The 25,742-nt window shown below is 47.1% G+C and carries 22 protein-coding genes and 2 pseudogenes; 12 read left to right on the plus strand and 12 right to left on the minus strand.

Going from position 1 to position 25,742, the window contains the following annotated elements:
• The 5 genes and pseudogenes from FTU86_RS00005 to FTU86_RS00025 form a co-directional block, all read right to left on the minus strand.
• Positions 1–324, minus strand: a pseudogene (locus FTU86_RS00005) (hypothetical protein); the annotation flags it as partial.
• A gap of 243 nt (positions 325–567) precedes the next feature.
• Positions 568–984 carry a heme-binding protein gene (locus tag FTU86_RS00010; RefSeq protein ID WP_180036664.1) on the minus strand — a complete coding sequence of 139 codons (417 nt, stop codon included), beginning with the start codon at positions 982–984 and terminating at the stop codon, positions 568–570.
• 63 nt (positions 985–1,047) lie between these two features.
• Positions 1,048–2,349 carry a glutamate-1-semialdehyde 2,1-aminomutase gene (gene hemL, locus FTU86_RS00015; protein ID WP_180048435.1) on the minus strand — a complete coding sequence of 434 codons (1,302 nt, stop codon included), beginning with the start codon at positions 2,347–2,349 and terminating at the stop codon, positions 1,048–1,050.
• A gap of 42 nt (positions 2,350–2,391) precedes the next feature.
• A complete protein-coding gene (gene thiE, locus FTU86_RS00020) occupies positions 2,392–3,012 on the minus strand; it encodes a thiamine phosphate synthase (protein WP_016659151.1) in 621 nt (206 codons plus the stop codon).
• A gap of 537 nt (positions 3,013–3,549) precedes the next feature.
• On the minus strand, positions 3,550–3,933 hold the full coding sequence (locus FTU86_RS00025; protein ID WP_016659152.1) for a DUF962 domain-containing protein: 384 nt from the start codon (positions 3,931–3,933) through the stop codon (positions 3,550–3,552).
• A 236-nt stretch (positions 3,934–4,169) separates the two neighbouring features.
• On the opposite strand from FTU86_RS00025, the gene FTU86_RS00030 reads away from it, so the two are divergent.
• On the plus strand, positions 4,170–5,627 hold the full coding sequence (locus FTU86_RS00030) for an inorganic triphosphatase (RefSeq protein ID WP_180048434.1): 1,458 nt from the start codon (positions 4,170–4,172) through the stop codon (positions 5,625–5,627).
• A gap of 113 nt (positions 5,628–5,740) precedes the next feature.
• A complete protein-coding gene (locus FTU86_RS00035; protein ID WP_180048433.1) occupies positions 5,741–7,216 on the plus strand; it encodes a CYTH and CHAD domain-containing protein in 1,476 nt (491 codons plus the stop codon).
• A gap of 22 nt (positions 7,217–7,238) precedes the next feature.
• Here FTU86_RS00035 and FTU86_RS00040 read toward each other — a convergent pair whose 3' ends face one another.
• Positions 7,239–7,871: a hypothetical protein gene (locus tag FTU86_RS00040; RefSeq protein ID WP_180048432.1), complete on the minus strand. Its 633-nt coding sequence runs from the start codon at positions 7,869–7,871 to the stop codon at positions 7,239–7,241.
• A 108-nt stretch (positions 7,872–7,979) separates the two neighbouring features.
• Between FTU86_RS00040 and FTU86_RS00045 the strand changes: the two genes are divergently transcribed.
• Together FTU86_RS00045 and FTU86_RS00050 are read left to right on the plus strand one after the other, a co-directional pair.
• The gene (locus tag FTU86_RS00045) at positions 7,980–8,375 is read left to right on the plus strand and encodes a DUF3144 domain-containing protein (protein ID WP_005178954.1); all 396 of its coding nucleotides are present in this window, start codon (positions 7,980–7,982) and stop codon (positions 8,373–8,375) included.
• Positions 8,376–8,499: 124 nt separating this feature from the next.
• Positions 8,500–9,567, plus strand: a complete 1,068-nt coding sequence (locus FTU86_RS00050) for an amidohydrolase (RefSeq protein ID WP_180048431.1) — start codon at positions 8,500–8,502, stop codon at positions 9,565–9,567.
• 142 nt (positions 9,568–9,709) lie between these two features.
• On the opposite strand, the gene FTU86_RS00055 is transcribed toward FTU86_RS00050, so the two are convergent.
• Both FTU86_RS00055 and FTU86_RS00060 read right to left on the minus strand, forming a co-directional pair.
• A complete protein-coding gene (locus FTU86_RS00055; RefSeq protein WP_180048430.1) occupies positions 9,710–12,472 on the minus strand; it encodes a pitrilysin family protein in 2,763 nt (920 codons plus the stop codon).
• A 121-nt stretch (positions 12,473–12,593) separates the two neighbouring features.
• On the minus strand, positions 12,594–13,421 hold the full coding sequence (locus FTU86_RS00060; protein ID WP_180048429.1) for a PhzF family phenazine biosynthesis protein: 828 nt from the start codon (positions 13,419–13,421) through the stop codon (positions 12,594–12,596).
• A 136-nt stretch (positions 13,422–13,557) separates the two neighbouring features.
• Here FTU86_RS00060 and FTU86_RS00065 point away from each other — a divergent pair.
• Together FTU86_RS00065 and FTU86_RS00070 are read left to right on the plus strand one after the other, a co-directional pair.
• Positions 13,558–14,136 (plus strand): annotated as a pseudogene (locus FTU86_RS00065) (flavin reductase family protein).
• A gap of 106 nt (positions 14,137–14,242) precedes the next feature.
• Positions 14,243–15,421 (plus strand): YbfB/YjiJ family MFS transporter, encoded by a 1,179-nt coding sequence (locus FTU86_RS00070; RefSeq protein WP_177155780.1) that lies wholly within the window; start codon positions 14,243–14,245, stop codon positions 15,419–15,421.
• A gap of 6 nt (positions 15,422–15,427) precedes the next feature.
• Here the strand turns inward: FTU86_RS00070 and FTU86_RS00075 are convergent, their stop codons facing one another.
• Positions 15,428–15,997: a M23 family metallopeptidase gene (locus FTU86_RS00075; RefSeq protein ID WP_168405072.1), complete on the minus strand. Its 570-nt coding sequence runs from the start codon at positions 15,995–15,997 to the stop codon at positions 15,428–15,430.
• A 217-nt stretch (positions 15,998–16,214) separates the two neighbouring features.
• Between FTU86_RS00075 and FTU86_RS00080 the strand changes: the two genes are divergently transcribed.
• Positions 16,215–16,385, plus strand: a complete 171-nt coding sequence (locus FTU86_RS00080; RefSeq protein WP_168379929.1) for a hypothetical protein — start codon at positions 16,215–16,217, stop codon at positions 16,383–16,385.
• Positions 16,386–16,673: 288 nt separating this feature from the next.
• Here the strand turns inward: FTU86_RS00080 and icd are convergent, their stop codons facing one another.
• On the minus strand, positions 16,674–17,930 hold the full coding sequence (gene icd / locus FTU86_RS00085; protein WP_016659160.1) for an NADP-dependent isocitrate dehydrogenase: 1,257 nt from the start codon (positions 17,928–17,930) through the stop codon (positions 16,674–16,676).
• A gap of 406 nt (positions 17,931–18,336) precedes the next feature.
• Here icd and FTU86_RS00090 point away from each other — a divergent pair, with 406 nt between their 5' ends.
• Together FTU86_RS00090 and paaI are read left to right on the plus strand one after the other, a co-directional pair.
• Positions 18,337–19,122 carry an rRNA large subunit pseudouridine synthase E gene (locus FTU86_RS00090; RefSeq protein WP_045794865.1) on the plus strand — a complete coding sequence of 262 codons (786 nt, stop codon included), beginning with the start codon at positions 18,337–18,339 and terminating at the stop codon, positions 19,120–19,122.
• A 176-nt stretch (positions 19,123–19,298) separates the two neighbouring features.
• Positions 19,299–19,691 carry a hydroxyphenylacetyl-CoA thioesterase PaaI gene (gene paaI / locus FTU86_RS00095; protein ID WP_005178971.1) on the plus strand — a complete coding sequence of 131 codons (393 nt, stop codon included), beginning with the start codon at positions 19,299–19,301 and terminating at the stop codon, positions 19,689–19,691.
• A gap of 95 nt (positions 19,692–19,786) precedes the next feature.
• On the opposite strand, the gene FTU86_RS00100 is transcribed toward paaI, so the two are convergent.
• Complete coding sequence (locus FTU86_RS00100) at positions 19,787–21,490, minus strand: M61 family metallopeptidase (RefSeq protein ID WP_104490604.1); 1,704 nt, start codon at positions 21,488–21,490, stop codon at positions 19,787–19,789.
• Positions 21,491–21,669: 179 nt separating this feature from the next.
• Here FTU86_RS00100 and FTU86_RS00105 point away from each other — a divergent pair, with 179 nt between their 5' ends.
• The 3 genes from FTU86_RS00105 (at position 21,670) to slyD (ending at position 25,012) form a co-directional block, all read left to right on the plus strand.
• Entirely contained in the window at positions 21,670–22,980 is a 1,311-nt protein-coding gene (locus FTU86_RS00105) for a D-alanyl-D-alanine carboxypeptidase family protein (RefSeq protein ID WP_253586870.1), read from the plus strand.
• Positions 22,981–23,108: 128 nt separating this feature from the next.
• Positions 23,109–24,395, plus strand: coding sequence for an NAD(P)/FAD-dependent oxidoreductase (locus tag FTU86_RS00110; RefSeq protein ID WP_180048428.1), 1,287 nt, complete (start codon positions 23,109–23,111; stop codon positions 24,393–24,395).
• 134 nt (positions 24,396–24,529) lie between these two features.
• Entirely contained in the window at positions 24,530–25,012 is a 483-nt protein-coding gene (gene slyD, locus FTU86_RS00115; RefSeq protein WP_005178991.1) for a peptidylprolyl isomerase, read from the plus strand.
• A gap of 76 nt (positions 25,013–25,088) precedes the next feature.
• On the opposite strand, the gene FTU86_RS00120 is transcribed toward slyD, so the two are convergent.
• Positions 25,089–25,733 (minus strand): metal-dependent hydrolase, encoded by a 645-nt coding sequence (locus tag FTU86_RS00120; RefSeq protein ID WP_180036670.1) that lies wholly within the window; start codon positions 25,731–25,733, stop codon positions 25,089–25,091.
• Positions 25,734–25,742 lie beyond the last annotated feature (9 nt).

The raw sequence follows: 25,742 nt of genomic DNA on the forward strand, positions 1-25,742 counted from the left end.
ATAAAATTCTAATTGTCGATTAGAGTCAGGCATTGGTAAAGTATTTGCTTCCTCTTGAGTTATAGCGGGAAATTTTTCAGGAATATAGTCAATTGGAAACTGCCCTAAATAATGTTCACGTTCAGGGTGATAAAATTCATTATCAAATTGGTCAGGAATATGTTTTCTACGTGGACCAAGCTTTGCTTTTACTATCAAATTTGGATTCTGCTTCCATGTCACTATTTCCCCTTCTTTAGGAATATCTTTTGAAATATCTTTTGATGTACATCCAATAAGTAACAGGACATACGAGGAAATAATCCAATATCTTTTTATTAGCATTATTTATCTCTTATAAATTTATGATTTCAGCAAAATCAGAATAGTTAAATTTCCCTAAAATTAACATAATACACGTTATACGAAATTCTTTTGATTTCCTTTTTAAATCATAATTTTATTGTATATAGGCAAGCCCAATCATTAGCGATTGGGCTTTTTAATTCATATTTAACGTTCCACGCTTCATTTTGGTACAACTTTGGATGAATTTATTGAGTTGAGCTAATCAATTTTTTTCTTGAATTAACTTTGCTGTGCTACAAACTTCTCAATCGCTACCCGTGCAATCTCCGCATCTTCAAACGACTTCACACCCGACACACCCATCGCACCGACGAGCTGCCCTTGATACATAATCGGTTCACCACCTTCTAGCATCCCTGAAAATGATTCCATGGTCAGGAAGCCCATCTGACCGCCTTTGATAATATCTTCAAACAGTTTGGATGCATGGCGACTCATGGCAGAACATTTGGCTTTTTCGATGGCTAGATTTGCAGTCATTGGTGCTGCCCCATCCATACGTTTCATGGCCAGTAAACTGCCCGTTTCATCCACCACGGCAATACTGACATTAAAGTTATGCTGTATCGCATATTGATGCGCTTCATTTAATAGAAATTCAGCATCACTTAAAGTCAAATAATGTTTGGTTTTCATTTTGATCTCGAATTAACTGAAGCTTCCCTCTCCTTTTAGGAGAGGGTTAGGGAGAGGTCAAATTTACGCTTTCATCTCAGCAAAAGTGGCTTTTGCCGCCTGAATGGTAAACTCGATATCTTCATCGCTGTGCGCGCTTGAAATAAAGCCGGCTTCAAATGCAGATGGTGCCAGGTTCACGCCACGCTCCAGCATGCCGTGGAAGAATTTACGGAAAGCATCGACATCACATTTTAGCATCGAGTCAAAGCTGGTGATATCGTCCTGATCGGTAAAGTACAGACCAAACATCGCGCCCACTTGCTGGGTTTTAAACGCAATACCGGCTTCATCTGCCGCTGCCTGTAAACCGGCCAGCAGTTTTTCCAGTTGTGTACTTAATTTTTCATAGAAGCCTGGCTCACGCAGATGTTTAAACATCTCGATACCGGCACGCATCGCCAGCGGGTTCCCCGACAATGTTCCGGCCTGATACACCTTACCCAGTGGTGCAATACATTCCATCACTTCGCGTTTACCACCGAAAGCACCGACCGGTAAGCCGGCACCAATGATTTTACCCAAAGTAGTTAAATCTGGAGTAACGCCATAATGCGCCTGCGCACCGCCTAAGCCGACACGGAAACCGGTCATCACTTCATCAATAATAAACACCGAGCCATGTTCGTCACAGACATCACGAATGGTCTGCAAGAAACCATCAATTGGCGCAACCAGGTTCATGTTACCGGCAACCGGTTCCACAATCACCCCGGCAATTTCTGAACCAAACTTGGCAAAGCATTCTTTTAAGGTGGCAATATCGTTATATGGCAGGGTTAAGGTGTGTTTGGCAAAATCCGCAGGAACACCGGCAGAGGTCGCTTCACCCTCACCTTTGGTTAACAGGCCAGAACCGGCTTTCACCAGTAATGAATCTGAGTGACCGTGGTAACAGCCCTCAAATTTCACGATCTTGTCACGGCCGGTATAACCACGTGCCAGACGAATCGCGGTCATGGTGGCTTCTGTACCGGAGTTGGTCATACGCACCAGTTCAATTGATGGCATGATTTCGCAGATAATATCGGCCAGCGTCGTTTCATGAACAGTTGGCGCACCAAAACTCAAACCGTCTACTGCAGCATCCTGCACCGCTTTAATAATCGCTGGATGGGCATGACCCAAAATCATTGGCCCCCATGAACCGACATAATCGACATAGCGTTTGCCATCTACATCATATAAATATGCGCCTTGGGCTTTTTCAATAAAGACCGGCGTGCCGCCTACACCATTGAACGCACGCACCGGTGAGTTCACGCCACCTGGAATATGTTTGCTGGCTTGTTTAAATAATTGTTCTTGCTTTGGAGATAGGCTCATGAATCGACTCAACTCAAAATAAAATCAGACAAAAATTTCGGCTTAAACCGCCTTTTTAAATAGTTCAGACCAGTCATATACGCGTTGAGCAACGGTATGCATCGGACGACCTAATATATCACTAATCACCGCACAAAGGTCGGCACCGGCATCAATCACCTGCTGACCATTTTCAACGGTTAACCCCCCAATCGCGCAGATCGGTACATTCAGTTTTGCTTTGGCCTGCTTTAAGGTTTCCAGACCGATATTGCCGGCTTCCGGCTTGGTATCGGTGGCGAAAATTGCCCCAAATGCCACATAGTTAGCGCCATCGGCAATGGCCTGCTCTGCCAGTTCAAGTGAATTGTTACAGCTGCGGCCAATCAGGACATTCTTCGGTAAACGTGCTGCGGCTTCGACAATTGAGCCATCATCCTGACCCAAATGCACGCCGACACCATATTTTACCGCAGCTTCCAAATCATCATTAATCACAAATGGCACTTTGTACTGTGCACACAATGACTTCATATATTCAATTTCATAGGCCTGATCTTCTTTTGCCACCTTTTTACGGCGATATTGCAAGACTGCAACTTCATAGGTCGCCATTGCACCTTCAAGTTTGGCTAAAAGCAGTTCAATCGGATCATCATTGGTAATTAAATATAAGCCACGCATTTTGCCTGCCTGAAACACCTCAAAAAATTGGCTCTCATTATTACATAGTTACAGCTCAAGAGCAGGCCTTGCCTGTATTTTCGCTGATGCTTTGTTTCAGTTCAGATTTTTATGCAAAATCCCTAGTATTGGGGATAGAGTCAGCGCCAGTTTCGGTATTTACTAAGACTCACAATAATAACGATATAAGTTGTTGTTTTTTATTTTTTTATATCAATAACAACCAACGTGCATTCATGGTCTCATGGACGTACTAGAATTTGATGCCAGGACGCATTTGGGGAAATGTGATCAAACGCTAGTACGTCCACACTCTTTTGACTCTCTTCATTCTTTTTATTTCAATGATTCCAGCTATAAAAAAAGCCCGGAGAAAGGTCACTCCAGGCTTGGAAAGTTAAAAACTGATGTCATCAAAGTGTCATACACTCTGCATTGCTTCAATTAATAGAACATTCACTCTACAATTTCAATGAATTTTTTGACCATTCATCTTATTTTTGACCGAAAGTTTTAGTTTTGCTCGAAAAATGAAGATTAGCTGTCAATTTTATCCAGTGCGCGGTCTTTAAGACTCAGGTTGCCGCGCAGAATGTCGGCAAACATTCGCCAGTCAGAAATAAAGCTATACAGCGGCTGTTTAAAGCTGGCCGGCTTGTTTTTTTCAAAGAAAAAATGACCGACCCAGGCGCAGGCATAACCGGCCACCAGTCCATAGACAAAGTAGCGTGGCTTACGCTGCCTGACCATTTGTGTCAGGCAAATCAGGCCGATACCACTGCCCAGCATATGCAGACGCCGGCTCATGATATTGCGGTGTTCGGTTAAATAAAAACGATAAAACTCGTGATAATTTTGAATTGGACCTTGAGGCGTGTCATCCGGTTTTTTCGCCCATTCGGTGTTGAGGGGTGCGTTCATATTCATCATCCTGATGCTCTGTTCTTGCTCAAATTACCGCATTTTCTGTACAAATAAAAGCCACTTTGTTCGCGCTATTTTTCTGGCTACTTTTTTCAGGACAGATTTTGGTTACAATCAGAAGCCTTAAACAATGAACGCCTTTTCTGGACGCTTGATAATAATTTGGTATAGCGGCGTCATCTGCCAGAAAGCTACTTTTTTGCTGTATTGCTCAATTTTTTAGGACCAATTGAATGACCGAGATTGAATTAAAATTTCAAATTCCTGATGCGCGCCGTAATGCCTTACTTAAAGCGCTGGATCCTAAGAAATCTGAAAGCATTTCGCTGCAAGCCCGATATTATGACACTGCCGACCGCCTACTGGCACAGCATGGTATTGCGCTGAGACAACGCTTGGAAGGCACGCGCTGGGTGCAGACACTAAAAGCCGGCAAAACCCATATTGAACGTTTTGAACATAATCATGACCTGGGCGAACTGCACCAGCCACCTGCGCTTGATTTAAGCATTTACGATGCCGCTCCCGAAGCCAGACAGCTATTAGATGCAGTTCTCAGTCAGACTGAAAGCCCGCTGCAACTGCAATTTGAAACCGATATTACGCGTACTTCGCGTGTTATCCAGCTAGATGAAGTGGAGATTGAAGCCAGTTTAGATGTGGGCTGTATTCGCAGTGGTGAACGTGAATATCCCGTCCATGAAATTGAGTTTGAATTAAAATCTGGTTCGGTGCAGGCACTGCTGGCCTTCTGTTTTGAATGGGTCAAGAAATACCAGCTCTGGTTAGATGTGCGCAGCAAGGCCGAAATGGGCAATTTGCTGGCTTTAGACTTACAAGTCAGCCCGCCGCGTCTGGCTGAAGAGTTCCGTTTAAATAAAAAAGCCTCAGCCGATCAGAATTTAAGACTGTTAATTGCCCAGCAATTGCAGCATTTACTACCGAACATTGCGGCTATTTCAGCCGGTGTTAATGAAGCCGAGCATATTGTGCAGGCACAGAATGCACTAAATCAGCTGTATTTAACCGTGCATTTGCTCAAAGACTGGAGTGCGTCTATTTCGGAAAAATGGGCCAATCAGTTACTGGCGTTTAGACAGCAGTTTGACCAGCTGCAACATTTGCAGCACATGCAAAATACCCTCGGCACCTTTTTGCAGAATCCGAATACCGCCTCGAATCTGGCCAAAGATATTTTATATGCCAAAGAGAAACTGGCCAATCTGGTGAAATCGACCCAGAATGTACATCATTATCTGGAACTGTTGATGTTTAGCCTGGATGAAGATGCCTCCCACCCTGCGCAGGATTTAAAACAGGCCGCCCAGCAGACTTTGCAACATCAATATAAATTACTGCAAGAACAGCTAAACCAGACCAGCCAGACCGATTTTGACAGTCTGGATCAGCTGGCGCAGAAAATTAATGCCCTGAAATTTATTTTCCCGGTACTCACCACGATCTATGATGTTAAAAACCTGCAAAAGTACAGCAAAGCCCTGAACGATGCCCAACTGGCCGCGCAGGAATATCAGGTTCTCTCCTCCGCTGCGCTGTATATCCAGCAAACTGAGCTGGAAGCCAGCGATTGGTTTGTACTCGGCTGGCTGACCGCAAAACAGGAAGTCCATGCGCAAGCCTTGCTGGATGCCACCGAACAATTCCTGGTCAGCCGCAAATTTATTAAGTAAGTTCAGCCACTCTCCGCTCCGGCCAGACAAAAGAATACGCTTTATGGCTACTTTTTATGCATGGCTTGGCCTATAGTAAGGTCAATCAAGAATAAAAATTGCAGGAGTTGGTTATGGCGGAAATCGAACTGAAATTTCAGGTGCCGGTGCATCAGCGCCGCGCCTTTGAAAAAGCCATTGCCAAGAAAAAAGCCGTGCCAATGCAGCTGTGGGCCAAATATTATGACAGTCCTGAGCAGCAGCTGGCACAGCATGCCATCGCCCTGCGTCAGCGTCTGGAAGGTCAACGCTGGTGTCAGACCTTAAAAGCACCGGGGCAGCATCATTTTGAGCGTTTTGAACTGGAACTGGCCCTCGGCCCAGATGAACCGGAGCAGCTGGATCTAAGCCTGTATCAGGAACATAAACAGGCGCAAACCTTGCTAAAACAGGCGCTGGAGCTGAAAAAGGCCGATTTAAAAAATACCGGTCTGGAGCTGCAATTTGAAACCGATGTGCAACGCCTGATTGTGCTTGAACAAGTCAAAGACAGTGCAATTGAACTGGCGTTTGATCAGGGCGAAGTCCGCACACCAACAGCACAAAGCGATATTTACGAAGTCGAGTTTGAACTGAAACATGGCGATGTTAGCGACCTGATTGATTTTGTGCAGCCATGGGTAAAACGCTATCAGCTCTGGCTTGATGTTCGCAGCAAATCACAGCGCGGTCAGATGCTCAAGAATCAGCAGGACATCTTGCCCGTTCAACATCAAACACCTTTTAGCCTCGATAAACATGATTCGAGTAGCCGCGCGCTGGCCAAAATTGTCAGCAACTGTCTGACTCATTTATTACCAAATGCCACGGCGATTGCCGACAATCATTATCAGAGTGGTCATGTACATCAGGCCCGTGTGGCCATTCGCCGTTTACGCAGCGCGCTGAAAATCTTTGGTCACTGGTCCGAACAGGTACAACCCGAATGGCAAGCGCAATTGGCAGAACTGTTCCGGCAACTTGGTTCCACCCGCGACCGCGATGCGCTGAGTGAAAGCCTGATGCCACGTCTGGCCAAGGCCGGCTCTCCCCTCGCGGAACTGCCAGCAAGTAGCGAAAGCAGCGATGAAATTGATGCACTATTTCGCGCGCCAGAAACAGTGCGCCTCTTGCTGGAGCTGCTACAGTTTAGCCAGTGCACAGCACATGAAGATGATCAATCGCTGAAAAAACAGGTACGGAAACAGCTTGCAAAAATGCACCGGCAAATTTGTCAGGATGCCGTGCAGTTTGCACATCTGGACAGTGAACAGAAGCACCGCACCCGCAAACGAGTCAAACGCCTGCGTTATTCAGTCGAGTTTATTGCCTCTTTATTTGAAGCGGATGCCGTCAAACAGTATCTGAAAGCACTGAAACCGGCACAGGAATCTTTGGGGCAGTTTAATGATCTGGTGGTGGCCGAAGCCCTGTTTCAACATGAGGTTCAGCAAAACCCACAGGCCTGGTTTGTTCTGGGCTGGATTGCTGCCGAGCAAAAGCATGTTCTGGCCGAAGCCCAGCAGCATTTGCTGGAATTTACCCGCAGCAAAACCTTCTGGTCGGACTAAAGCCCAGCACGGAGATAATCATTTAGCGGTACTTGCCAAATACCTTCCAGGTACCGTTATCGGCCAGCGGATCATGATAACTATCGCTCCGCTGCTTGCGCGGTTTTTCCCGGGCATCCACCAGCTGAAAATGCGGTTCGACACTCAGCACAATACCGTTGACATAAAAACGGGTGCGGGTGTATTCACTTTGCCCATGCTGAAACACATAGGTACGCAAATCAATAAACTCACGGTGTGCCACCAGTGCGGCGCTGTCGTCACTCACCAGCCACTGTTTCATCGCCAGCATCTGCGTAGCATCAAACTGGCCGCACTTTTCCATTAGGCTGGCCAGACCGCGAAAAGTTTTTGATTCTTTGGCCCGGGTTTTATTAATCCGGATTCGGTCAACATGAAAGAAAAATAAAGGCAGGTTTAAGTGACTTGGCAGATGAATGGCATCCAGCACTTCATCTTCCATAAAGGGCTGAAACAGCTCTTGTGCCCGCTCAATCAATCCGGACCATTGCTGGAAATAGGCTTCAACTTCAGCCGGATTGCCATAATAAATTGGCAGCCCTTCTACATTGGCCAGATGTGCCGGCGGCCAGATGTTTTGTCGCAGCAGCGCAATATCACTTTTTAGACTTTGAACCGCAATTGCATCTTGCATCGTGATTCCTTTTTCTTGCTTAGGCTATTTTTAGAGTAAGACAAAGGTTTAGTTTCTGCAAGGCTTTGCCTATAATTATTGTTTATGATTTTAGCTTAGGAAAAATTCATGGTTCAAAAGATTGAAGCAACCGATGTTACCGAAGAAGAAGCGTTAAATGCTGCTTTCTTTGAACGTGCTGATGAATTTATCAAACAGGCCAACGAATTTTGTCGCGTCGAAAAAGGCTCACAGGAACAACCAGCGGAAAAACGCGGTCAGGTCAGCGCTGCCATGTTGTTTGGCACGGCGCGTTTTAATACCTGGGTCGCAGCCAATAACTTCAAAGATGGTGAGGAAATGCGTGCTGCCAAAGATCAGGTCATGTCCTACATTTTGCAGCAGTTCCAGATGATGCTGGAAGACAATTATGATGAATACTGTGAACAGTTCGAGAACTATTTACGTTTCCGTCGTAATGAAGAATTTCACAGCAATAAACACAAACATGATCACGATCATTAAATTGCTAAAAAAAGTCCACCCTGTTGGGCTTTTTTAATGTCATCTTTTCGATAAATACCCTTTTCTTTTTTGCAGACTTGGCTTTGAATAAAATAGACATCTTCAAGGATCAAACCAACCTGCTATGCAAAATCTTGAATTTGCACTGATTGATGCGCATATTCATCAATGGGACCCGTATAACACACCACACAGCGCACGCTTGGCGGTCAAGCTGCTGGGGAAATATCCACGCTTACTGGATAAAACCATCCGTACGCTAAAATCCAAAGCGCTGATTGACACCCTGGGACATACCCAGCATGTCACTGCCCCCTATTTGCCCGAGCATTATTGCCGCGATGTCGGCTTTTATCCGGTTGAAAAAGTGGTGCATGTGGAGGCCAGCTGGCATGACCACAAAGGCAAAGGTGTGGTTGGAGAAACCCGTTTTATTGAGTCGCTGGATTTTACCAAAAATGGTATCCAGCTGGGTGCAGTGGTGGCCACGGCCGACCCGCGTGACAGCCAGTTCAAGCAGATTCTGAAAATGCATCAGAAAGCGGCGCCGCAACATTTTCGCGGGATTCGTAAAATGGCTGCGGTTCATGAAGATAAAGACATTTATGCCTGGGCCGATGATCCGCATTTATACCGTGACAAAAAATTTCTGAAAGGCTTTGAACTACTGGCACAGCATAATTTAAGTTTTGATGCCTGGGTCTATTCCAGCCAGCTGGAAGATGTGATTGCCCTGGCAAAACAGTTTCCGGAAACCTCAATTGTGCTGGATCACCTCGGTACACCGGCCGGTCTGTTTGGTCCGGTCGGCTCGCATACCGGTATTACCCAAACTGCGCGCGACAATATCCTGTTTCGCTGGCAGGAAGACCTGGCAGAACTGGCGCGCTGCCCGAATGTCTATACCAAATTGTCCGGGCTGTTCATGCCGGTACTGGGTCATCAGTTTCATCAGCAGCAACGGCTGGCCTCAAAACAGGAAATCATTGATTTAACTGCCCCGCTGATTCAGCATGCGCTAAAAAGTTTTGGTATGTATCGGGTGATGTTTGGTTCCAATTTCCCGATGGATCGGGTCAGTAGCGACTTAGTCACGATTATTGATGCCTTTAGCGATGTGGTGGCGACGTATCATCCGCAGGCATTAGCGCAGGTGTTCCATGATAATGCCAAACAATTCTATCGGCTCTAATTCTCTATGATAAATTCACCTCATACTTACTCATAGCACCTCTAAGGATTGCTGGCAGATGGGATCAGTGCCAACATAACCGGCTTCATAAAAATCTCCCGTTTAGGGAGATTTTTTTATATGAATGATCTGTAATCAGCACTTATTTTACCGGCTGACCATATTGATCAGCCATGACTTCGACCCAATGTTGCGGCAGCAGATATTTCTGGATCACCGCATCAATATCGGCTTTGCTGAGTCGGGCAATGGCCTGATCACGTTTTTCCCGATACGGTAAATCACGGTCAAGTTCCAGCTGTGCCACCAGCATCCGGTGAATACGGCGCTCATCTTCCAGCGCTGTGACACGCTGTTTCAGAATGTCAGCCTTGGCCGCCGCTACTTCCTGTGCAGTCACGCCATTTTTGCGCAACTCCTGAAAGACTTTATGTACCGCCTGCGACAACTGCGCCGCTTTACCGGCAGTATAGTTGGCACTCACACTGAGGGCACCGGAATTTTCAAAGCTGCTTAAACTGAGCGAACTGCCAAAACTGTAGACCAGCGCATTTTTTTCACGCAGCTCTTGCGCCAGACGTGAGGTCAGTTGTGAGTCCCCTAAAATATGACTCATGACCATTAATGCGGCTGCATCGGGATGATTATTTCCCACGGGCAGGGTCATCACGCCCTGATAACTGCCAAACTCACGCTGTTCGGACAGTACATGCTGTTTTTGCGCCGCATAGCTGTTATACGGCACGCTTAAACGCTGATACGGCTGTGCTCCGTTCCAAGTGGCAAACTGCTGTTGCAACAGCTTGAGAACCGGCTTGGCCTCATAATCGCCGGTAATGGCAATCCGGGCATGATCCATGGCAAAAAACTGCCGATACAGCTGTTTGACTTTCTCATTGCTGGCCTGGGTCAACTGCTGCTTGGCAAATTCCGGCTCGAAGTGATAACGCAAATCTCCCGGCTGATAACGCTCGATCAAACGTGCCATATTTAAGGCAGCCACGGTTTCCGGCTCGGTATACGGCCGGTCCAGACTGGCCAGACTTTGTGCCTTGATCAGATCAAACTGGGCCTGTTCAAACAGCGGCTTTTTCATGATTTCCAAGACAAATCTGAAAAACTCATCAAATTTATCTTTTTTGGCCACAATCGAAATGGCCACGCCATTGCTATTGGCCTGTGCCGAAGCTGAACCACCGGCGTCAATGGATTTGTCGGCAATATCCTGCAGGCTGTACTGATCTGAGGCACGCAGCATTAAATAGGCCATCAGGTCAATAATCTCGCCCTGATTAAACAGCGATTTTTCATTGCCAAAATCGACTATAATGGTGGCGTAGGTTTTATCGTCCCGGGTCGAGGTGGGAAACAGTGCATATTTCATGCCATTGGCCAGTGTGCCACGCTGGATTTTGGCTTCAGTCTGGCTTAAGGCCTGTTTGGATGTGTGCAGATACTGCTGAATTTCCTGCTCATAGCTGCTGATGTCTTTGAGTGGCTCGGCCTGTACATCCATTTGATCGAGGGTTTTCAGCGGTTCAGCAGCCTGCTGTTGCTGGGCCTTTTTCTGCTCTTCTGGTGTCGGCTGAATATGCCCGCGCATACGATGTTCAGGAATCAGGAATTGCTGTAAACGTGTATTGACCTGATCCACCGTTAAGGCCTGTAATTCCTGTTGATGGACAAAATACTGTGCCCAGTTGCCCTGCTCCGATACCACATAATCACTTAGCATACCGGCAAGAGCACTGGCATTGCTAAACAGACTGTCCTGGCTATTACGAATCAGGGTTTTGACCCGGTTCAGCTCGGTCTGATTAAAATTTTTGCCCTGCTCGACACCCTGCTGCAAGGCAGTTTCAACCTGCTTGGCATTATGAGTCGGTGCATACAAGGCACCCATAAAGACCAGATTAAAATCCTGATCCAGCCAGGTGGTCGATTGCACCATGGTGCTGATACCGGTTTCAACCATGCCCTGATACAAATGCCCGCTCGGCTGCATGGTGTATAAATACGGCGCCAACGCCAGAGCGGTTTTATGCTGGCCGTTCTGACCATTTAAATAGATATTGAACTTGGCCAGCTGGCTGCCTTTTTGCACTAAAAAATCCCGGTTTTTGATGGTACGGGCATCCAGCACTGGCACCTTGACCTGTGCCGGAATCTGGCGTTTGGCCAGCGGACTAAAATGCTGATCAATCTGCTTGAGTACCTGCGCTTTATCAAACTTGCCGGTCAGCACCATCACGGCATTATTCGGTGCATACCAGTTACGATAAAAACGCTGCAATTCCGGCATCTGAATCGACTGCAACTCATTCAGATCACCAATCGGTAAACGGCCCAGATACTGGTTGCCATAGGCCGCTTTCCAGACCTGATCCATTAACACCGCATAGGGCTGATCCATACGCACTTCGCGTTCACGCTTCACAATCGCAATTTCTGCCGGCACAAATTTTTCTTGCAGCACCAGCTTGTCCATACGCTCGGCTTCAAGATAAATCATCTCATTAATGGCTGTCTGATCTGGGCGGATGGTGTTCAGATATTTGGTCGAGTAGTAATCGGTGCTGGCATTATTGCTTAAGGTGTACTGGTTTAAACGGCGCTGGAATTCATCTCCCGGGACATTCTGGGTGCCTTTAAACGCCAGATGTTCCAGTAAATGCGCCATACCGCCTTTGCCTTGAGGATCATTCAGGGAACCGGTAAAGTAGATGGTACTCATCACCACTTTATTTTCTTTGGCATTCGGCGCCAGAATCACCCGAAAACCATTATCCAGCCGGTATTCTTCAATCTGCTGTTCAGATTTTACCAACACCGGCTGGGCAAATGTCGTAGCCCCCACACCCATGATCAGCAAAGACAGGCTGAGCTGTTTAAACCGCATTAACATAATTTTTTCAATACCTTTTACCTGCTGCAGCCGCTTGCATGACTGCAGCATTAAATTGTTTGTTGTTGTGACTTATGTTTGAAAATCACCGGCATACCCAGCGTGATTTCCCTGTTCTGTTTTAATCTAAAAATAACTCGGCCACCAGATATAATTTGGCATAACCGGAAATTTCAATACGCTGCTCTGCTTGTAAGGCACAGTACAGCCTTCCACCTCGCGCCGAAGCCTGATAAGCCACCAGTTCAGTTTTGCCGGTTTTTTCTGCCCATAACGGCGCCAGACCGGTATGCATGGAACCAGTCACCGGATCTTCATCAATCCCTTTATGCGGGGCAAAGTAGCGAGCAATATAGTCATAGTCCTGAGAGGGCGCGGTCAAGGCCACATCTAGGTCTGTCGCGGTAATTGCGGTGCTGACCTGATGCAGCTCTGCAATCTGCCGGATTTTGGACAGATCGGGCTGGGCGGCTAACACTGCCTGCTCAGATTCCAGTACCAGAATATAGGCCTGTGCATTTAAATAGACTTCCTTAACCGGCTGATCAATCACATCCAGCAATTGCGCCGGAAATTCATCTTGCAGTACCGGCACACGGGTTGGAAAATTCATGCGGATTTTGCCATCATCATCTTGCGTGACAATAAAAAGACCTAAATTTTTGACATGAAAATGAATGGTTTTGGCGCGGGTATAATCCTTAAACAGTACAAAGCTGCTGGCCAAAGTGGCATGGCCGCAAAAATCGACTTCAACTGTGGGGCTAAACCAGCGGATCTCGAAATTTTCAGCATCCATCGGCTTGACAAAGGCAGTTTCGGAAAGGTTATTTTCCAGTGCAATATTCTGCATTAAAGCGTCATCAAGCCAGTCTTCGACCACTATTACTGCGGCCGGATTTCCCTTAAATAATGCTGTTGTGAATGCATCAACCTGATACATTTTCATGAATCTGTCTCCCGCTGTATTTTGTGCTTTTTCCCAAGCATGCATCAATGATATAAGTTTTAACACCCGGTACAATGCAGAATTGTTGTTTTCCTGCATATCTCTGGAATGATCTCTGATTGAGGAATAAAAAAATATGACGCTCCCTGCTGATCTGCAAACTGTACCTTTGGAAAAGGCCTATCGTTTGATTAATCATGGTCCGACCGTGCTGGTGTCTGCGCAAGATCAGCAGGAAACCGATGTCATGGCTGCAGCCTGAGCCTGTGCGCTGGAGTTTAATCCTGCCAAAGTTACGGTAGTGCTGGATAAAAGCACCAAAACCCGCGCCATCATTGAACAGTCAGGTTATTTTGCCTTGCAGGTGCCGACCTTAAAACAGCTCAAGATGGTGCATCAACTGGGAAGCATCAGCCTGTTTCAGGAGCCGAACAAGCTGGACCGCTGTGGGGTCGAGCTGTTCCAGTTTGAGCATTCTCCTGTGCCGACAGTGGCCGGATGCGCCGCCTGGCTGATCTGTGAACTCATTCCGGAGCCGCACAACCAGCAAGCCCATGACCTGTTTATAGGTAAAGTCATTGCAGCCTATGCCGATCAGCGGGTATTTCGTGACGGGCACTGGTATTATCATGAAGTGGCCGATGAATGGAAAAGCATCCACCATATTGCCGGCGGGTATTTTTATAGCATTGGCCAGCCGGTTTCAGTGGAATAACAGTTGTTAGATTAGCAAACAAATTGGCCAGATCAGCGGGCAACTGCAATAGCCCGCGCGCCATACAACAATATTTTAAGCATAATAAAAAGCGCAAGGAATCTGTATGGATGCACAGCAACGCCGCCTCAGCCTGTTTTTACTGCTGTCCACCTGTTTAGGTATCGGTATTTTTCGTTTTTCTTATACCGCCTTGTTACCCAGTACCCGCCTGGCTTTTGAATGGAGTAGCGAGTTTGCCAGCCTGTTGGGCAGCGCCAATTTACTCGGTTATTTAATTGGTGCGGTCTGGGCCATGCGCTTAAACCAGCAGCTATTAGGCTGGATTCAGGCCGCGGCCTTTCTCGGCAGTTTAAGTTTATTCTGCTGTGCGTTCACCGGTTTTGAGGGTAGCTGGTATCTGTTCTGGCGAATATTGTCCGGCATCTGCGGTGGCTGGCTGATGATTCTGGCACCGAGCATAGTCGCCCAGCACTGTAAATTGCAGCATCGGTTTAAAATTAATGTGATTGGTTTTAGTGGCATCGGACTTGGCGTGCTGCTCGCCACATTATTTTTGCCCTATTTAGATCATATCTCCACCTCAAGCGCCTGGCTGATTTTATGTGCCTTTGCCGTGCTGTGCAGTCTGGGTTTAATCCTGCTCAAACCCAAAGCCCTACCGGTTAACATCCAAAGCCAGCCTCAAAGCGCTGCTGCTGTACCCATCAATAAAAAAGTCTTTGCCAGCCTGCTCTTGGTGTATAGCTGTAGCGCGTTTTCCTATGTACCACACTCGCTCTTCTGGATTGACTATTTAAGTCAGGTGCAACAACTCAGCCTGTTCTGGATCAATAGCCACTGGATTTTATATGGCCTGGGCAGTGCCTGCGGAGCGGCCTGTGCCTATTTTCTGGCAAAACAGCTCGGCAATTTCAAAGCACTGAAAATCCTGTATTGCCTGTATGTGGCGGCCATTTTAGCGGCAATCGCCCCTTGGTCAGTGATGACCTTTCTGTCTTCCTTTTTTACTGGCCTGCTGAATCCGGCGGTAGTGTTTCTGACCTCTTATACCCTGCTCCAGCTGTATGGTCTGGCCTATAAAAAATTATGGGGCATGGCTACTTTATGCTTTGCCAGCGTGCAGCTGATAGGAGGCTTAAGCTTTAGCGGCTTACAAGTCGCCGGCTGGTCCTATCCGCAGCAGTTTTTACTGGCCGGTGCGGTTCTGGCACTGGGAAATCTGTATTTTATTTGCAGACTGCCGGCCACCAAAACCCCGGTTTCTACAATCGAGGTAAACTGATCCCATTTATTCATCGGTCAGTTCTTGTACCAAATAGGGATAAGGATTCACGGCGCCTTGTCCGCCTAAATAAATCCCATAATGCAAATGTGGCGGTGTATTTTGAGCATTGCCGCTATTACCGACATAACCAATAATTTCACCGGCTTCAATCCAGTCACCTTCCTGAATCTCCGCTGCATAATCCTCTAAATGTGCATAATAATGATGGCTTAAGCCCGGACCAATCACCCAGACCACTTTACCCCCAAGGTTGTTGGTGCCCACCCGCGATACAATTCCAGCCGTGGTTGAGCGTACCGGCGTGCCGCGTTTGGCAAAAATATCAGTGCCTTCATGCCGACGCCCTTCACTGCGCGCCGCACCCCAGGTATCACTGATCTGCCTGGCCTGCACACCTTCTACCGGGACCGGTAAAGGCGCCATGAATTCCTGCTGTTGCAATTTCAGATACAGCATCGGATAGCGCATACCGGCGGCATCACCCGAAGGCGGTGGCTGACAGCCGACCAGCAGCACACTCAAACTTAAGCCAAGCGCCAGACCGGCGAGCCGTTTAGAAATCAAGATATTCATGGCACCTGCATCATCAAGGGATGACTTGATCTTAAGGTCTGCTCAGGGGTAGATAAAACACGGTTTTTGTACAGGTTTTTCTGATCTGGGTTTGGAGATGATTCCTCTGCTGCTTTCCGATCTAGATCGTCATGGGCTATATAGATATGATAAAGGCTCTCATCATGAGAGCCTTTGTCAGTAAATCAATTTAAAAACCTATCTGCGCCTTTAGGCGATGAAAAAGTTTTTAAATTGGGGGTGCGACATCATTGCTGACGTTGGTTTTTCTGTTTTTGATTTTGTTGCTGAGGCTGTTGCTGCTGTTGACGTTGATTGTCATTCTGCTGCTGATTTTGTTGACGTTGGTTTTGCTGATTCTGTTGATTCTGCTGGTTTTGTTGATTAGCCATTTCATATCACTCCTGTATCAGTTCGATATGTCGCACAATATGTACAGGTATTACTCTACCGGGTTTTGTTTTTTGCCCAAGTCATAAGCTGTATCAAATTGCCTCAATGTAATTGGGCACAGGATTATCCATTACAAATTAAGTGAAAATAGTTTTACTATTTTACCTTAGTCACCCAAAGCATCACTGTGGTTACTTGTCATTACATTGACACAAATGGATGAGAAGATAAGGCATAAAAAACCCGCGTTAAACGCGGGCGGTTGCATCAAATAGATAGCGTTTTATTGGTCCATCTTGTCAATAATCGCCTGACCAAACTCAGAGCAGCGCAGCAAGGTGGCATCTGGCATCAGGCGTTCAAAATCATATGTCACCGTTTTGGCTGCAATCGCACCGGATACACCCCGAATAATCAGATCGGCCGCTTCAGTCCAGCCCATATCGCGCAGCATCATTTCCGCAGACAGAATAATCGACCCCGGATTGACCTTGTCCTGCCCAGCATACTTTGGCGCAGTGCCATGGGTGGCTTCATACATATGAATTGCCCCGCCAATATTGGCTCCCGGTGCAATGCCAATCCCGCCGACTTCTGCCGCCAGTGCATCTGAAATATAATCCCCGTTCAGGTTTAAGGTGGCAATGACCGAATAATCTGCCGGGCGCATTAAAATCTGCTGTAAAAAGGCATCGGCAATTACATCTTTAATCATAATCTCTTTGCCGGTTTTCGGATTTTTCAGCTTCACCCACGGCCCGCCATCGAGCAATTCGCCGCCAAAACGCTCCAGCGCCACTTCATACCCCCATTCCTTAAAGGCGCCTTCGGTATATTTCATGATGTTGCCTTTATGTACCAAGGTCACACTTGGCTTGTCATTATCAATCGCAAACTGGATGGCTTTACGCACCAGACGCTGAGTGCCTTCTTTGGAGACCGGTTTAATCCCAATACCACAGTTTTCTTCAAAGCGGATTTTGGTGACACCCATTTCCTCTTTCAGGAATTTAATAACTTTTTTCGCTTCCGGTGAATCGGCTTTCCATTCAATCCCGGCATAAATATCTTCCGAGTTTTCCCGGAAAATCACCATATCGGTCAGTTCCGGATGTTGCACCGGTGAAGGCACGCCTTCAAACCAGCGTACCGGACGCACACAGACATACAGGTCCAGTTCCTGACGCAAGGCCACATTCAATGAGCGGATCCCACCACCAACTGGTGTGGTTAGCGGCCCTTTAATCGACACCACAAATTCACGCAAGACCTCAAAGGTTTCTTCCGGCATATAGGTGCCATAAATCTTGTTGGCCTTTTCGCCGCAATACACTTCCATCCATTCAATCGCACGTTTGCCACCATAGGCTTTTTGTACTGCCGCATCCACCACGGCTTTCATAGTCGGGGTAATATCCACCCCAATCCCGTCACCTTCAATAAAAGGGATAATCGGATTGTTCGGCACATTCAGGGATAAATCTGCATTTACCGTAATTTTGCTGCCATCTGCAGGCACGACGATTTTCTGATAACCCATAATCCTTGCTACTCCCTGTGATTGGTGGGCGGGCAAATCCATACTATTCTTGCCCGGCACCGGTCTTTTTTGGCTGTCTGCTTAATTGTATTTTTAACTCGATGATCTTTTCAGTTTAATCAAAATTTAACCAGCCCGGGATTTATAAGGGAAATGGCCTTATTTCTGTGCTTAATAAATCGGCATATATCCTGTAGCATCTCTCAGCAAGTTTTACATTTCCAATCAAAATCATCTGCTCAGCTTTGCCATAAAGTTCAGGCAGATCAGACAGAATCTGCTATAGTAGCCGGATATTGTGGACCTTCTTTTTGCTCATTGTCACCCTTTCTCTCCCATACCGGGTTTTATTACAGTTAGCATAAGAATCACACCCAGATTTTGTTATATTTTTTAGCAGGTTACAGTGAAAATAGTTATTCTTAACAAGCCTTATGATGTGCTGTCGCAGTTTCGTCCCGATGAAAAGCACCCAACCATGGCCGACTTCATTGATGATCCGGATTTACGGATTGCCGGTCGTCTGGACATGGATTCAGAAGGTTTAATGTTCCTGACCGATCATGGCGGTTTAAACCAGTTTATTACCAACCCGGCCAATAAAAAGTTTAAAACCTATCTGGTCCAGGTCGATGGTGACATTACCGAAGAAGCGCTGGAACAGCTGCGTAAAGGTGTAGAACTGAATGATGGCATGACCTTGCCGGCCAAAGCGATTAAAGTGGCTGAACCGGAGTGGTTATGGGAACGTCATCCGCCGGTACGTTACCGTGCTTCGGTGCCGACCTCCTGGGCTGAAATTTCAATTTGTGAAGGCCGTAACCGCCAGGTGCGCCGCATGACCGCTGCGGTCGGCTTCCCAACTTTGCGTTTAATTCGCACCAAAATCGGTTCGATTGATCTGGTTCAGCTGGGCCTGCAACCGGGTGAAACCCGTGAAATTGAACCACTGCTCTATAGCGACTTTAAAGATGTACCAGCCGAACAGCCGTATCGCTCACGTTCTTATGTGAAGAAACCGGGCGGCACTGGTGGCAAACCGATGCAGAAAAAAGTCAACAAAGATGGTACCGCCAAGAAAAAATCCGGCACACCACGCATCTGGCAAATGGAAGAAGGTGAAAAGCCACGTCGCAAGACCAATGGCACCACCCGTCCCAACACCAAATCACGTGGTCGTCGTGCCCGTTAATGGGGCTGGCATCTGTATAGCTAAAAAAGCTGTTGCAAAGATGCGTTGAATAGACGATGAAAATAAGGCTCCAACGGGGCCTTATTTTTTGCTTGTCTTTTTATCATCACAATGCTATTTATGATTCATATAATTTTAAATTTAAAATAAAACGTATCTTAAAAAAGGAGTCTGCTATGGATCAGCAAGTTAATCCCATGTTTCATCAGGACCGATTAATGCAGCATCTGGGCGCCCATTTGGTGTCGTTTGGTGAACACAGCGCACAGATTGAATTAAAAATTACCGAGCAGCATTTACAAGGCCATCAAACCTGTAACGGTGCGGTGATTTTTGCGCTGGCGGATGCGGCTTTTGCCATTGCCTGCAACACCGGCGAACATCCGGCGGTGGGTCAGCACTGCGGTATTCATTATTTAAAACCGGGCCTGCTCGGCGATACCCTGACTGCGGTGGCAGAACATAAGGCCAGCAGTGGCCGCAGCGGCATTTATGATATTCGGGTCACGAACCAGAAGCAGCAGATTGTGGCGGAGTTTCGCGGTACTTCCCGCCTGATCATCAAATAAGGTGTGATTACGATAGGGTTTATGACGATAGATCTGCATAAAAAAACCGATGCCTGAGCATCGGTTTTTTATAGTATAGATTTCAGACTGTGATTTTACACTTTTAACCAGCGATCCAGTTTGGCCTGATCTTCAACTTTTAATTCAACTTCAGTCAGTTCAGAACCTGCTGCATTCACTTCAAACTGCATCAGTTCATCACGGCGGAAAGCGTGTACTGTAAAGCTGCCGCTCTGTTTGGCATACTGCTCGATCAGTTTGCTGCTGGCTTTGAGGCCATCAATGGCAATAATCACATCATGCGCCGACAGACCGGCTTGCGCTGCCTGACCATCACGGCGTGCGGCCTGTACCAGTACGCCTTCCGGTTTATCGGCCAGTTTTAGCCCCAATGGCAAACGCTTGTCATTTTTTAAGCTGTAGCTCAGACCAAATTCCGGGAACAGCTGATCCAGCGGTAATTCTTCAGTGGTGTTAATCAGGTGGTTAATCTGCTCAGCCCAGCTATCACCGGTTAATTCCTGACACAATTCATAAATCGTGCGCTCATGCACCTGAATCCCCTGCTGCGCATTGTCATACAGCTTGCGCATTAAGGCATCCAGACTGGAGCCACGCAGACGTAAACCAAGATCTAGACACAAGGCCACCAGACAGCCCTTGTTGTAATAGCTGGTGCCGGCATGGTTGGAGTTTTCATCCTGACGGTAGAATTTCACCCAGGCATCAAAGCTTGATTCAGCCACGGTTTGGATTGCCCGACCCGGATTTTGCAAATAACGGTCAATCTGCGCTTTTAATAAAGCAATATAAGACTCCTGATTAACCACACCGCTGCGTAATAAAATCAGGTCATCATAATATGAGGTGAAACCTTCAAAAATCCACAACAAAGAGGTGTAACCTTCCCGGTTCAGGTCATAATTGACAAAGCTGTCCGGACGGATAAATTTCACCAGCCAGGAGTGGAAATATTCATGGCTGCACAGCCCCAGAAAACGCTGATATTCTTTCGACGGCTCTTCCGGCTCATTGGCTTTTGGCAAGTCATCGCGCGGGGTAATCAGGCTGGTACTGTTTGGATGCTCCAGACCACCATAACTGTTCCCGGTCGCCATGGTCATAAAGGTATAATCCTGAAACGGTGCAGAACCGAACATGGCAATTTCAGTGGCGCAGATTTTTTCCAGGTCCTGCTGCATTCTCGCAGCATTCATGGCATGTTTGCCCGACACCACAAATTCATGTGGAATGCCTGCTGCATCAAAACTAAAACGGGTCTGCTCGGCCAGCTCAAACGGCGCATCAATCAGTTCGGCATAGTTTTTGGCTTTTAAGGTATAACGCCCTTTCACCAGACTTTTGGCCACCAGTCCGGTCGCCAGCTGGAAATGTTTCAGTTCGTTTGGCAGGAACACTTCGACTTCAATCGCTTTATCTTCCTGACCTTCCAGTCCTAAACAGGCACAGGCCGGATTGACATATAACCGGGTCTGATCAACATAGGCACCACGCACCGACAGGTCGTAGGCATAAACATCATATTCCACCGTAATCAGTTCATGATCGGTATTAAACAAACGCCATTTGTTCTTTTCAAATTTCTGGATTTTTAAAATACGCCCGGCTTCATCATAAGCCTTGACCGCTTCAATATGTTTGGAAAATTCACGAATCAGATAGCTGCCCGGAATCCAGGTCGGTAAAGCTAGAACCTGTGTCGGATTGGCCAGAAAGCGCAAAGTGACATGAATAAGATGCTGACGATAATCGTCAAATTCGATTTGATAATGCAACATAATGGGCGATATAAAAGATCAAAGAGATAACTTATCAATTAGCTTAACATTTTTTTGTCATGCAATGCGCAGTCGTCTTCATTGTCGAAAATTATCGCTAGTCAGGCGGCAAAAAAAAGCATAGCATGCCTAAAATTTTTATGTTTATGACCAACGGACTGGTTAAAAAAGGAATCCCCTTGAAACGTGTCATCTACCTGATTGCGCTGCTGTGCTGGCTATGCAGCTCGCTTGCGCATGCCACCTTATTATCTTTTAATCCTGAAACGGTTGAAGCAGAAGCCTGGACCGTGCTTGATCCACAATCGGGTCAGGTCATTGCAGAACACAATAGCCAGATTCAGCGCGCTCCGGCCTCGCTGACCAAGATGATGGTGGCCTATATTGTGCTCAAGGACATTCAGGCCGGCAAACTGAACGCGGCAGATGTGCTGACTGCAACGCCGGTGGTGAAACAGGTAATGTGGGATGAATCCCAGATGTACCTGAAAGAAGGTGAGCAGATTTCTGTCGATCAGCTACTAGCCGGTTTAATTGTGATGTCTGCCAATGATGCCGCCTTAACCCTGGCCGAACGGATTTCTGGCAGCGTACCGCAGTTCGTGGCACGTATGAATCAGGAAGCACAGGCCTTGGGAATGCAAAATACCCATTTCCAGAATCCGGCCGGGATTACCATGCCGGAACATTATTCTACCGCGGCCGATCTGGCCCGTCTGGCACAGGCGGTCGTCAATGACACTCCGGATTATCTCGCTTATTCCAAACAGACCAGTTTTACCTATAACCAGCGTTATCACCGTGCCACTAACATTCTGCTCAAACAGGACCCGACGGTGGATGGCTTGAAAACCGGTTATACCCGTGCCGCCGGTTATAACCTGGCGCTGACGGCCAACCGTCTCACCCAGAATTTTGATGATCCGAACCGGCGTTTAATTGTGGTGGTTTTGGGTGCCAAAAGTGCATTTAAACGCGCTGAAATTGCCCAGCAACTGATGAACATCAGTTATGCCTACACCCGCAACGAAGTGGCTTTAAAAAACAAGCAGCTGATTGCTGAGTTGCCAGTGGTAAAGTCGACCCTGAAAATGTTCAAGGTTGAAGTGCAGCAACCGAAAATTGTCACCACGTCTTTATATGGCGAAAATAGCGCGATTGATTTAAAACAGTTTGATGTGACCCAGCAGCGCCTGTTTGTTAACGATACCTTCGGTCAGACCCGGCTGATTGAACCCTTAACCCAGACCGAAACCCATTTGAATGTCGAGCTGAAAGAAAAGTTACTGACGGCCCCGCTGGCACAGGTGATGCAGCTGGCCACCGTGCATGTTTATCAGAATAACCACCTGATCAATACCATTCATCTGGAAGAAGAAGTACATATTGCCGAAGCCAGCCTGTTTGAAAAACTGCTGATCTGGCTAAAAAGCCTGTTTAGCTTTTCCTCCAAGGATGAAACCGCAGCCAAAACTTATCCGCTGGTTTAATCCTGTGAACAAGCACAGTGGAAATGCTACATGATGTAAGTTGTCGAACAATCTGAGCCATTTTCCTGACCGGGAGATGGCATAAATTGAGCCTGTTCTTGCATTAAAAATAACAATATAGGTTCATCATGTCAGCATTACATCGTATTGTGATTGTCGGTGGCGGCGCCGGCGGTCTGGAGCTTGCTACCCAACTCGGTCATCGTTTGGGTAAATCGGGCAAAGCGCAGATTATTCTGGTCGATCAGAAACTGACCCACATCTGGAAACCGCTGCTACATGAAATTGCAGCCGGCACGCTCAATCCGCATCAGGAAGAAACCAACTATTTTGTCCATGCTGCCCAGCATCATTATCAGTTTACATTAGGCACACTGGTTGGCCTTGACCGGACCCAGAAAAAGATTCAGTTGCAGGCACCGCAATTTTCCAAAAAAGAACAGCCACCGAAGCAGATCGACGTGGATTATGACACACTGGTGCTGGCGCTGGGTTCCACTTCCAATGACTTTAATACCGAAGGGGTGAAACAGCATTGTCATTTTCTGGACAGCCTGCCTCAGGCCACGGTGTTTCATCAGGACTTGCTACACCTGTATTTAGAAGCCCAAAATCAACCGCAAAGCCGTGCCCTGAATATTGCCATTATTGGTGCGGGGGCCACCGGTGTTGAACTGGCAGCAGAGCTGTATCAGGCCAAACAGACTTTTGCTCAATATGGTTTAAACCGGATTGATCCGCAACTGGTTCGCATTACGCTCATTGAAGCCGCCGACCGGATTTTACCGGCCCTGTCACAGCAAATTTCCCGGCATACCCAAGCCCAGCTGGAGCGCTTTGGTATTGAAGTGCTGACCCAGCATCGGGTGGCCAAAGTCGATGAAGAACAGGTTTATTTTGCTGCAGGTAATCCGCTGGAAGCAGAAATTAAAGTCTGGGCTGCCGGAATTCAGGCCCCGGAAATTTTTAAACAGTGGGATGATTTTGAAAAAGATCATCTGCACCGTTTAAAAGTCTATGCCACCTTACAGACTTATACCGACCCCAACATTTTTGCCTTTGGCGATTGTGCCCATTGCCAGCCCAAAGCCGATGAACCGGTGCTGGGTCCGCGTGCGCAGGTGGCCAGTCAGCAGGCCAGCTTTCTGGTTCGTGCCCTGAGCCAGCACGTGAATGGGAAACCACTGCCGATGTTTAAATTCTCCGACAAAGGCTCGCTGATTTCTTTAAGCCAGCATACGGCCGTGGGTGAATTACTTGGTCGGGTCAATGTACAGGGTATGGTCGCCAAATCGATGTATGTGTCTTTATACCGGCTACATCAGGCCACCATTCATGGCTATACCCATGCCGGGGTGCTGACCGCCAAAGACATGCTCGGCAGAAAAATTGGCCCTAAAATAAAATTGCATTGAAATTTTATCGACTGCCCCAATATCTGGGAAAATGTCATAAAAAAGCCAAATGTGAGTTTTTTGAGTAAAAGTATTCAACAAATTTGCCTTTTCACTTTATGATGTACCCTTAGAAAACTAAATGGATCTATAACATGACTGCTATTGCAAATGACCTCGTGGTTTCTTTCCACTACACATTGACTAACGCAGAGGGTGAAACTCTCGACCAATCTCAAGGTGAACCACTTGCCTATTTGCATGGTGCGGGTAACATCATCCCTGGTCTTGAAAAAGCCCTAGAAGGTAAAACTGTGGGTGAAAAATTCACTGTAAACGTACCTGCTGCTGAAGGTTATGGCGAATACAACCCTGACCTGGTTCAAGAAGTTCCAGCGCAAATGTTCCAAGGCGTAGACAGCATTCAGCCTGGCATGCAGTTCCAAGCACAAACTGATGACGGCGTACAGATCGTAACGGTTAAAGCAGTTGAAGGCGAAAACGTAATCGTTGATGCAAACTTCCCGCTTGCTGGTCAAGACCTGACTTTTGAAGTTGAAATCGTAGAAATCCGTGAAGCGACTCAAGAAGAGTTAGACCACGGTCACGTACACGGTGTTGGCGGTCATCATCACTAATCTTGTGACAAGATGGAAAAGGCAAAGTCTGACTTTGCCTTTTTTTATGCTTGAAGTTTAGCGGACGAATGAACCATCACGATGCTGATTCGCCCGTTGTAGACAAAGCCTGGGCCAGATTGTGTTTGGCCTGTGCTTCATAATGCTGCTGAAAATACCGGGTCTGATACAGCGGCTGCATCTGATAAAACTGCATCAATACCGCACGGCGCTTGGGCTGATAAAGCTGCTGCTCAACCCAGGCATATTCCTGACGAATCTGTTGCTGATATTCAGCAAAACGTACTGGCGGCGCAGCCAGAATTGCCAGATCAATATCCAGCAAGGCATTTAAATCTGGCTCATCACTAGGCTGATGCTGCCGGGTCGCGAGAATCCAGCGGCTCACGGTTTCGAGTTGTGCTGCTGTTAAAAAATCTGCACATAACTGCTGGCACAATGTCGCACTTTGTGCTTCATTGTCCTGCGCTTTAGGATGATAGACCGCATCATGAAACCATAACGCCAGCTCGACCAGCGATGGTTGCTGCAACTGTGTGCGAATCTGATCGAAATGCTGCAGACATTCCAGAATATGCTGCACGCCATGATAGTGCCGCTGCGGCTCACTATAGGCCGCCAGCAGCCGCGCATACAGCTGCTGCGTCTGGCAGCGATTCAGCGCAAACTGCTGAGCGCAGCGTTGCCAATACAACTGAAAATCAGCAAGTTCTGATTGCATGGCACGCAC

Origin of the sequence: Acinetobacter sp. YH12155 (genome assembly GCF_013418255.1) — a bacterium.
GTDB classification, from domain to species: Bacteria; Pseudomonadota; Gammaproteobacteria; order Pseudomonadales; family Moraxellaceae; genus Acinetobacter; species Acinetobacter indicus.

Excerpts from the sequence above, each read along its gene's own strand:
- FTU86_RS00010 (WP_180036664.1), bottom strand. The coding sequence starts at position 984 with ATGAAAACCAAACATTATTTGACTTTAAGTGATGCTGAATTTCTATTA.
- hemL (WP_180048435.1), bottom strand. The coding sequence starts at position 2,349 with ATGAGCCTATCTCCAAAGCAAGAACAATTATTTAAACAAGCCAGCAAA.
- thiE (WP_016659151.1), bottom strand. The coding sequence starts at position 3,012 with ATGCGTGGCTTATATTTAATTACCAATGATGATCCGATTGAACTGCTT.
- FTU86_RS00025 (WP_016659152.1), bottom strand. The coding sequence starts at position 3,933 with ATGAACGCACCCCTCAACACCGAATGGGCGAAAAAACCGGATGACACG.
- FTU86_RS00030 (WP_180048434.1), top strand. The coding sequence starts at position 4,170 with ATGACCGAGATTGAATTAAAATTTCAAATTCCTGATGCGCGCCGTAAT.
- FTU86_RS00035 (WP_180048433.1), top strand. The coding sequence starts at position 5,741 with ATGGCGGAAATCGAACTGAAATTTCAGGTGCCGGTGCATCAGCGCCGC.
- FTU86_RS00040 (WP_180048432.1), bottom strand. The coding sequence starts at position 7,871 with ATGCAAGATGCAATTGCGGTTCAAAGTCTAAAAAGTGATATTGCGCTG.
- FTU86_RS00045 (WP_005178954.1), top strand. The coding sequence starts at position 7,980 with ATGGTTCAAAAGATTGAAGCAACCGATGTTACCGAAGAAGAAGCGTTA.
- FTU86_RS00050 (WP_180048431.1), top strand. The coding sequence starts at position 8,500 with ATGCAAAATCTTGAATTTGCACTGATTGATGCGCATATTCATCAATGG.
- FTU86_RS00055 (WP_180048430.1), bottom strand. The coding sequence starts at position 12,472 with ATGTTAATGCGGTTTAAACAGCTCAGCCTGTCTTTGCTGATCATGGGT.
- FTU86_RS00060 (WP_180048429.1), bottom strand. The coding sequence starts at position 13,421 with ATGAAAATGTATCAGGTTGATGCATTCACAACAGCATTATTTAAGGGA.
- FTU86_RS00070 (WP_177155780.1), top strand. The coding sequence starts at position 14,243 with ATGGATGCACAGCAACGCCGCCTCAGCCTGTTTTTACTGCTGTCCACC.
- FTU86_RS00075 (WP_168405072.1), bottom strand. The coding sequence starts at position 15,997 with ATGAATATCTTGATTTCTAAACGGCTCGCCGGTCTGGCGCTTGGCTTA.
- FTU86_RS00080 (WP_168379929.1), top strand. The coding sequence starts at position 16,215 with ATGAAAAAGTTTTTAAATTGGGGGTGCGACATCATTGCTGACGTTGGT.
- icd (WP_016659160.1), bottom strand. The coding sequence starts at position 17,930 with ATGGGTTATCAGAAAATCGTCGTGCCTGCAGATGGCAGCAAAATTACG.
- paaI (WP_005178971.1), top strand. The coding sequence starts at position 19,299 with ATGGATCAGCAAGTTAATCCCATGTTTCATCAGGACCGATTAATGCAG.
- FTU86_RS00100 (WP_104490604.1), bottom strand. The coding sequence starts at position 21,490 with ATGTTGCATTATCAAATCGAATTTGACGATTATCGTCAGCATCTTATT.
- FTU86_RS00110 (WP_180048428.1), top strand. The coding sequence starts at position 23,109 with ATGTCAGCATTACATCGTATTGTGATTGTCGGTGGCGGCGCCGGCGGT.
- slyD (WP_005178991.1), top strand. The coding sequence starts at position 24,530 with ATGACTGCTATTGCAAATGACCTCGTGGTTTCTTTCCACTACACATTG.
- FTU86_RS00120 (WP_180036670.1), bottom strand. The coding sequence starts at position 25,733 with ATGCAATCAGAACTTGCTGATTTTCAGTTGTATTGGCAACGCTGCGCT.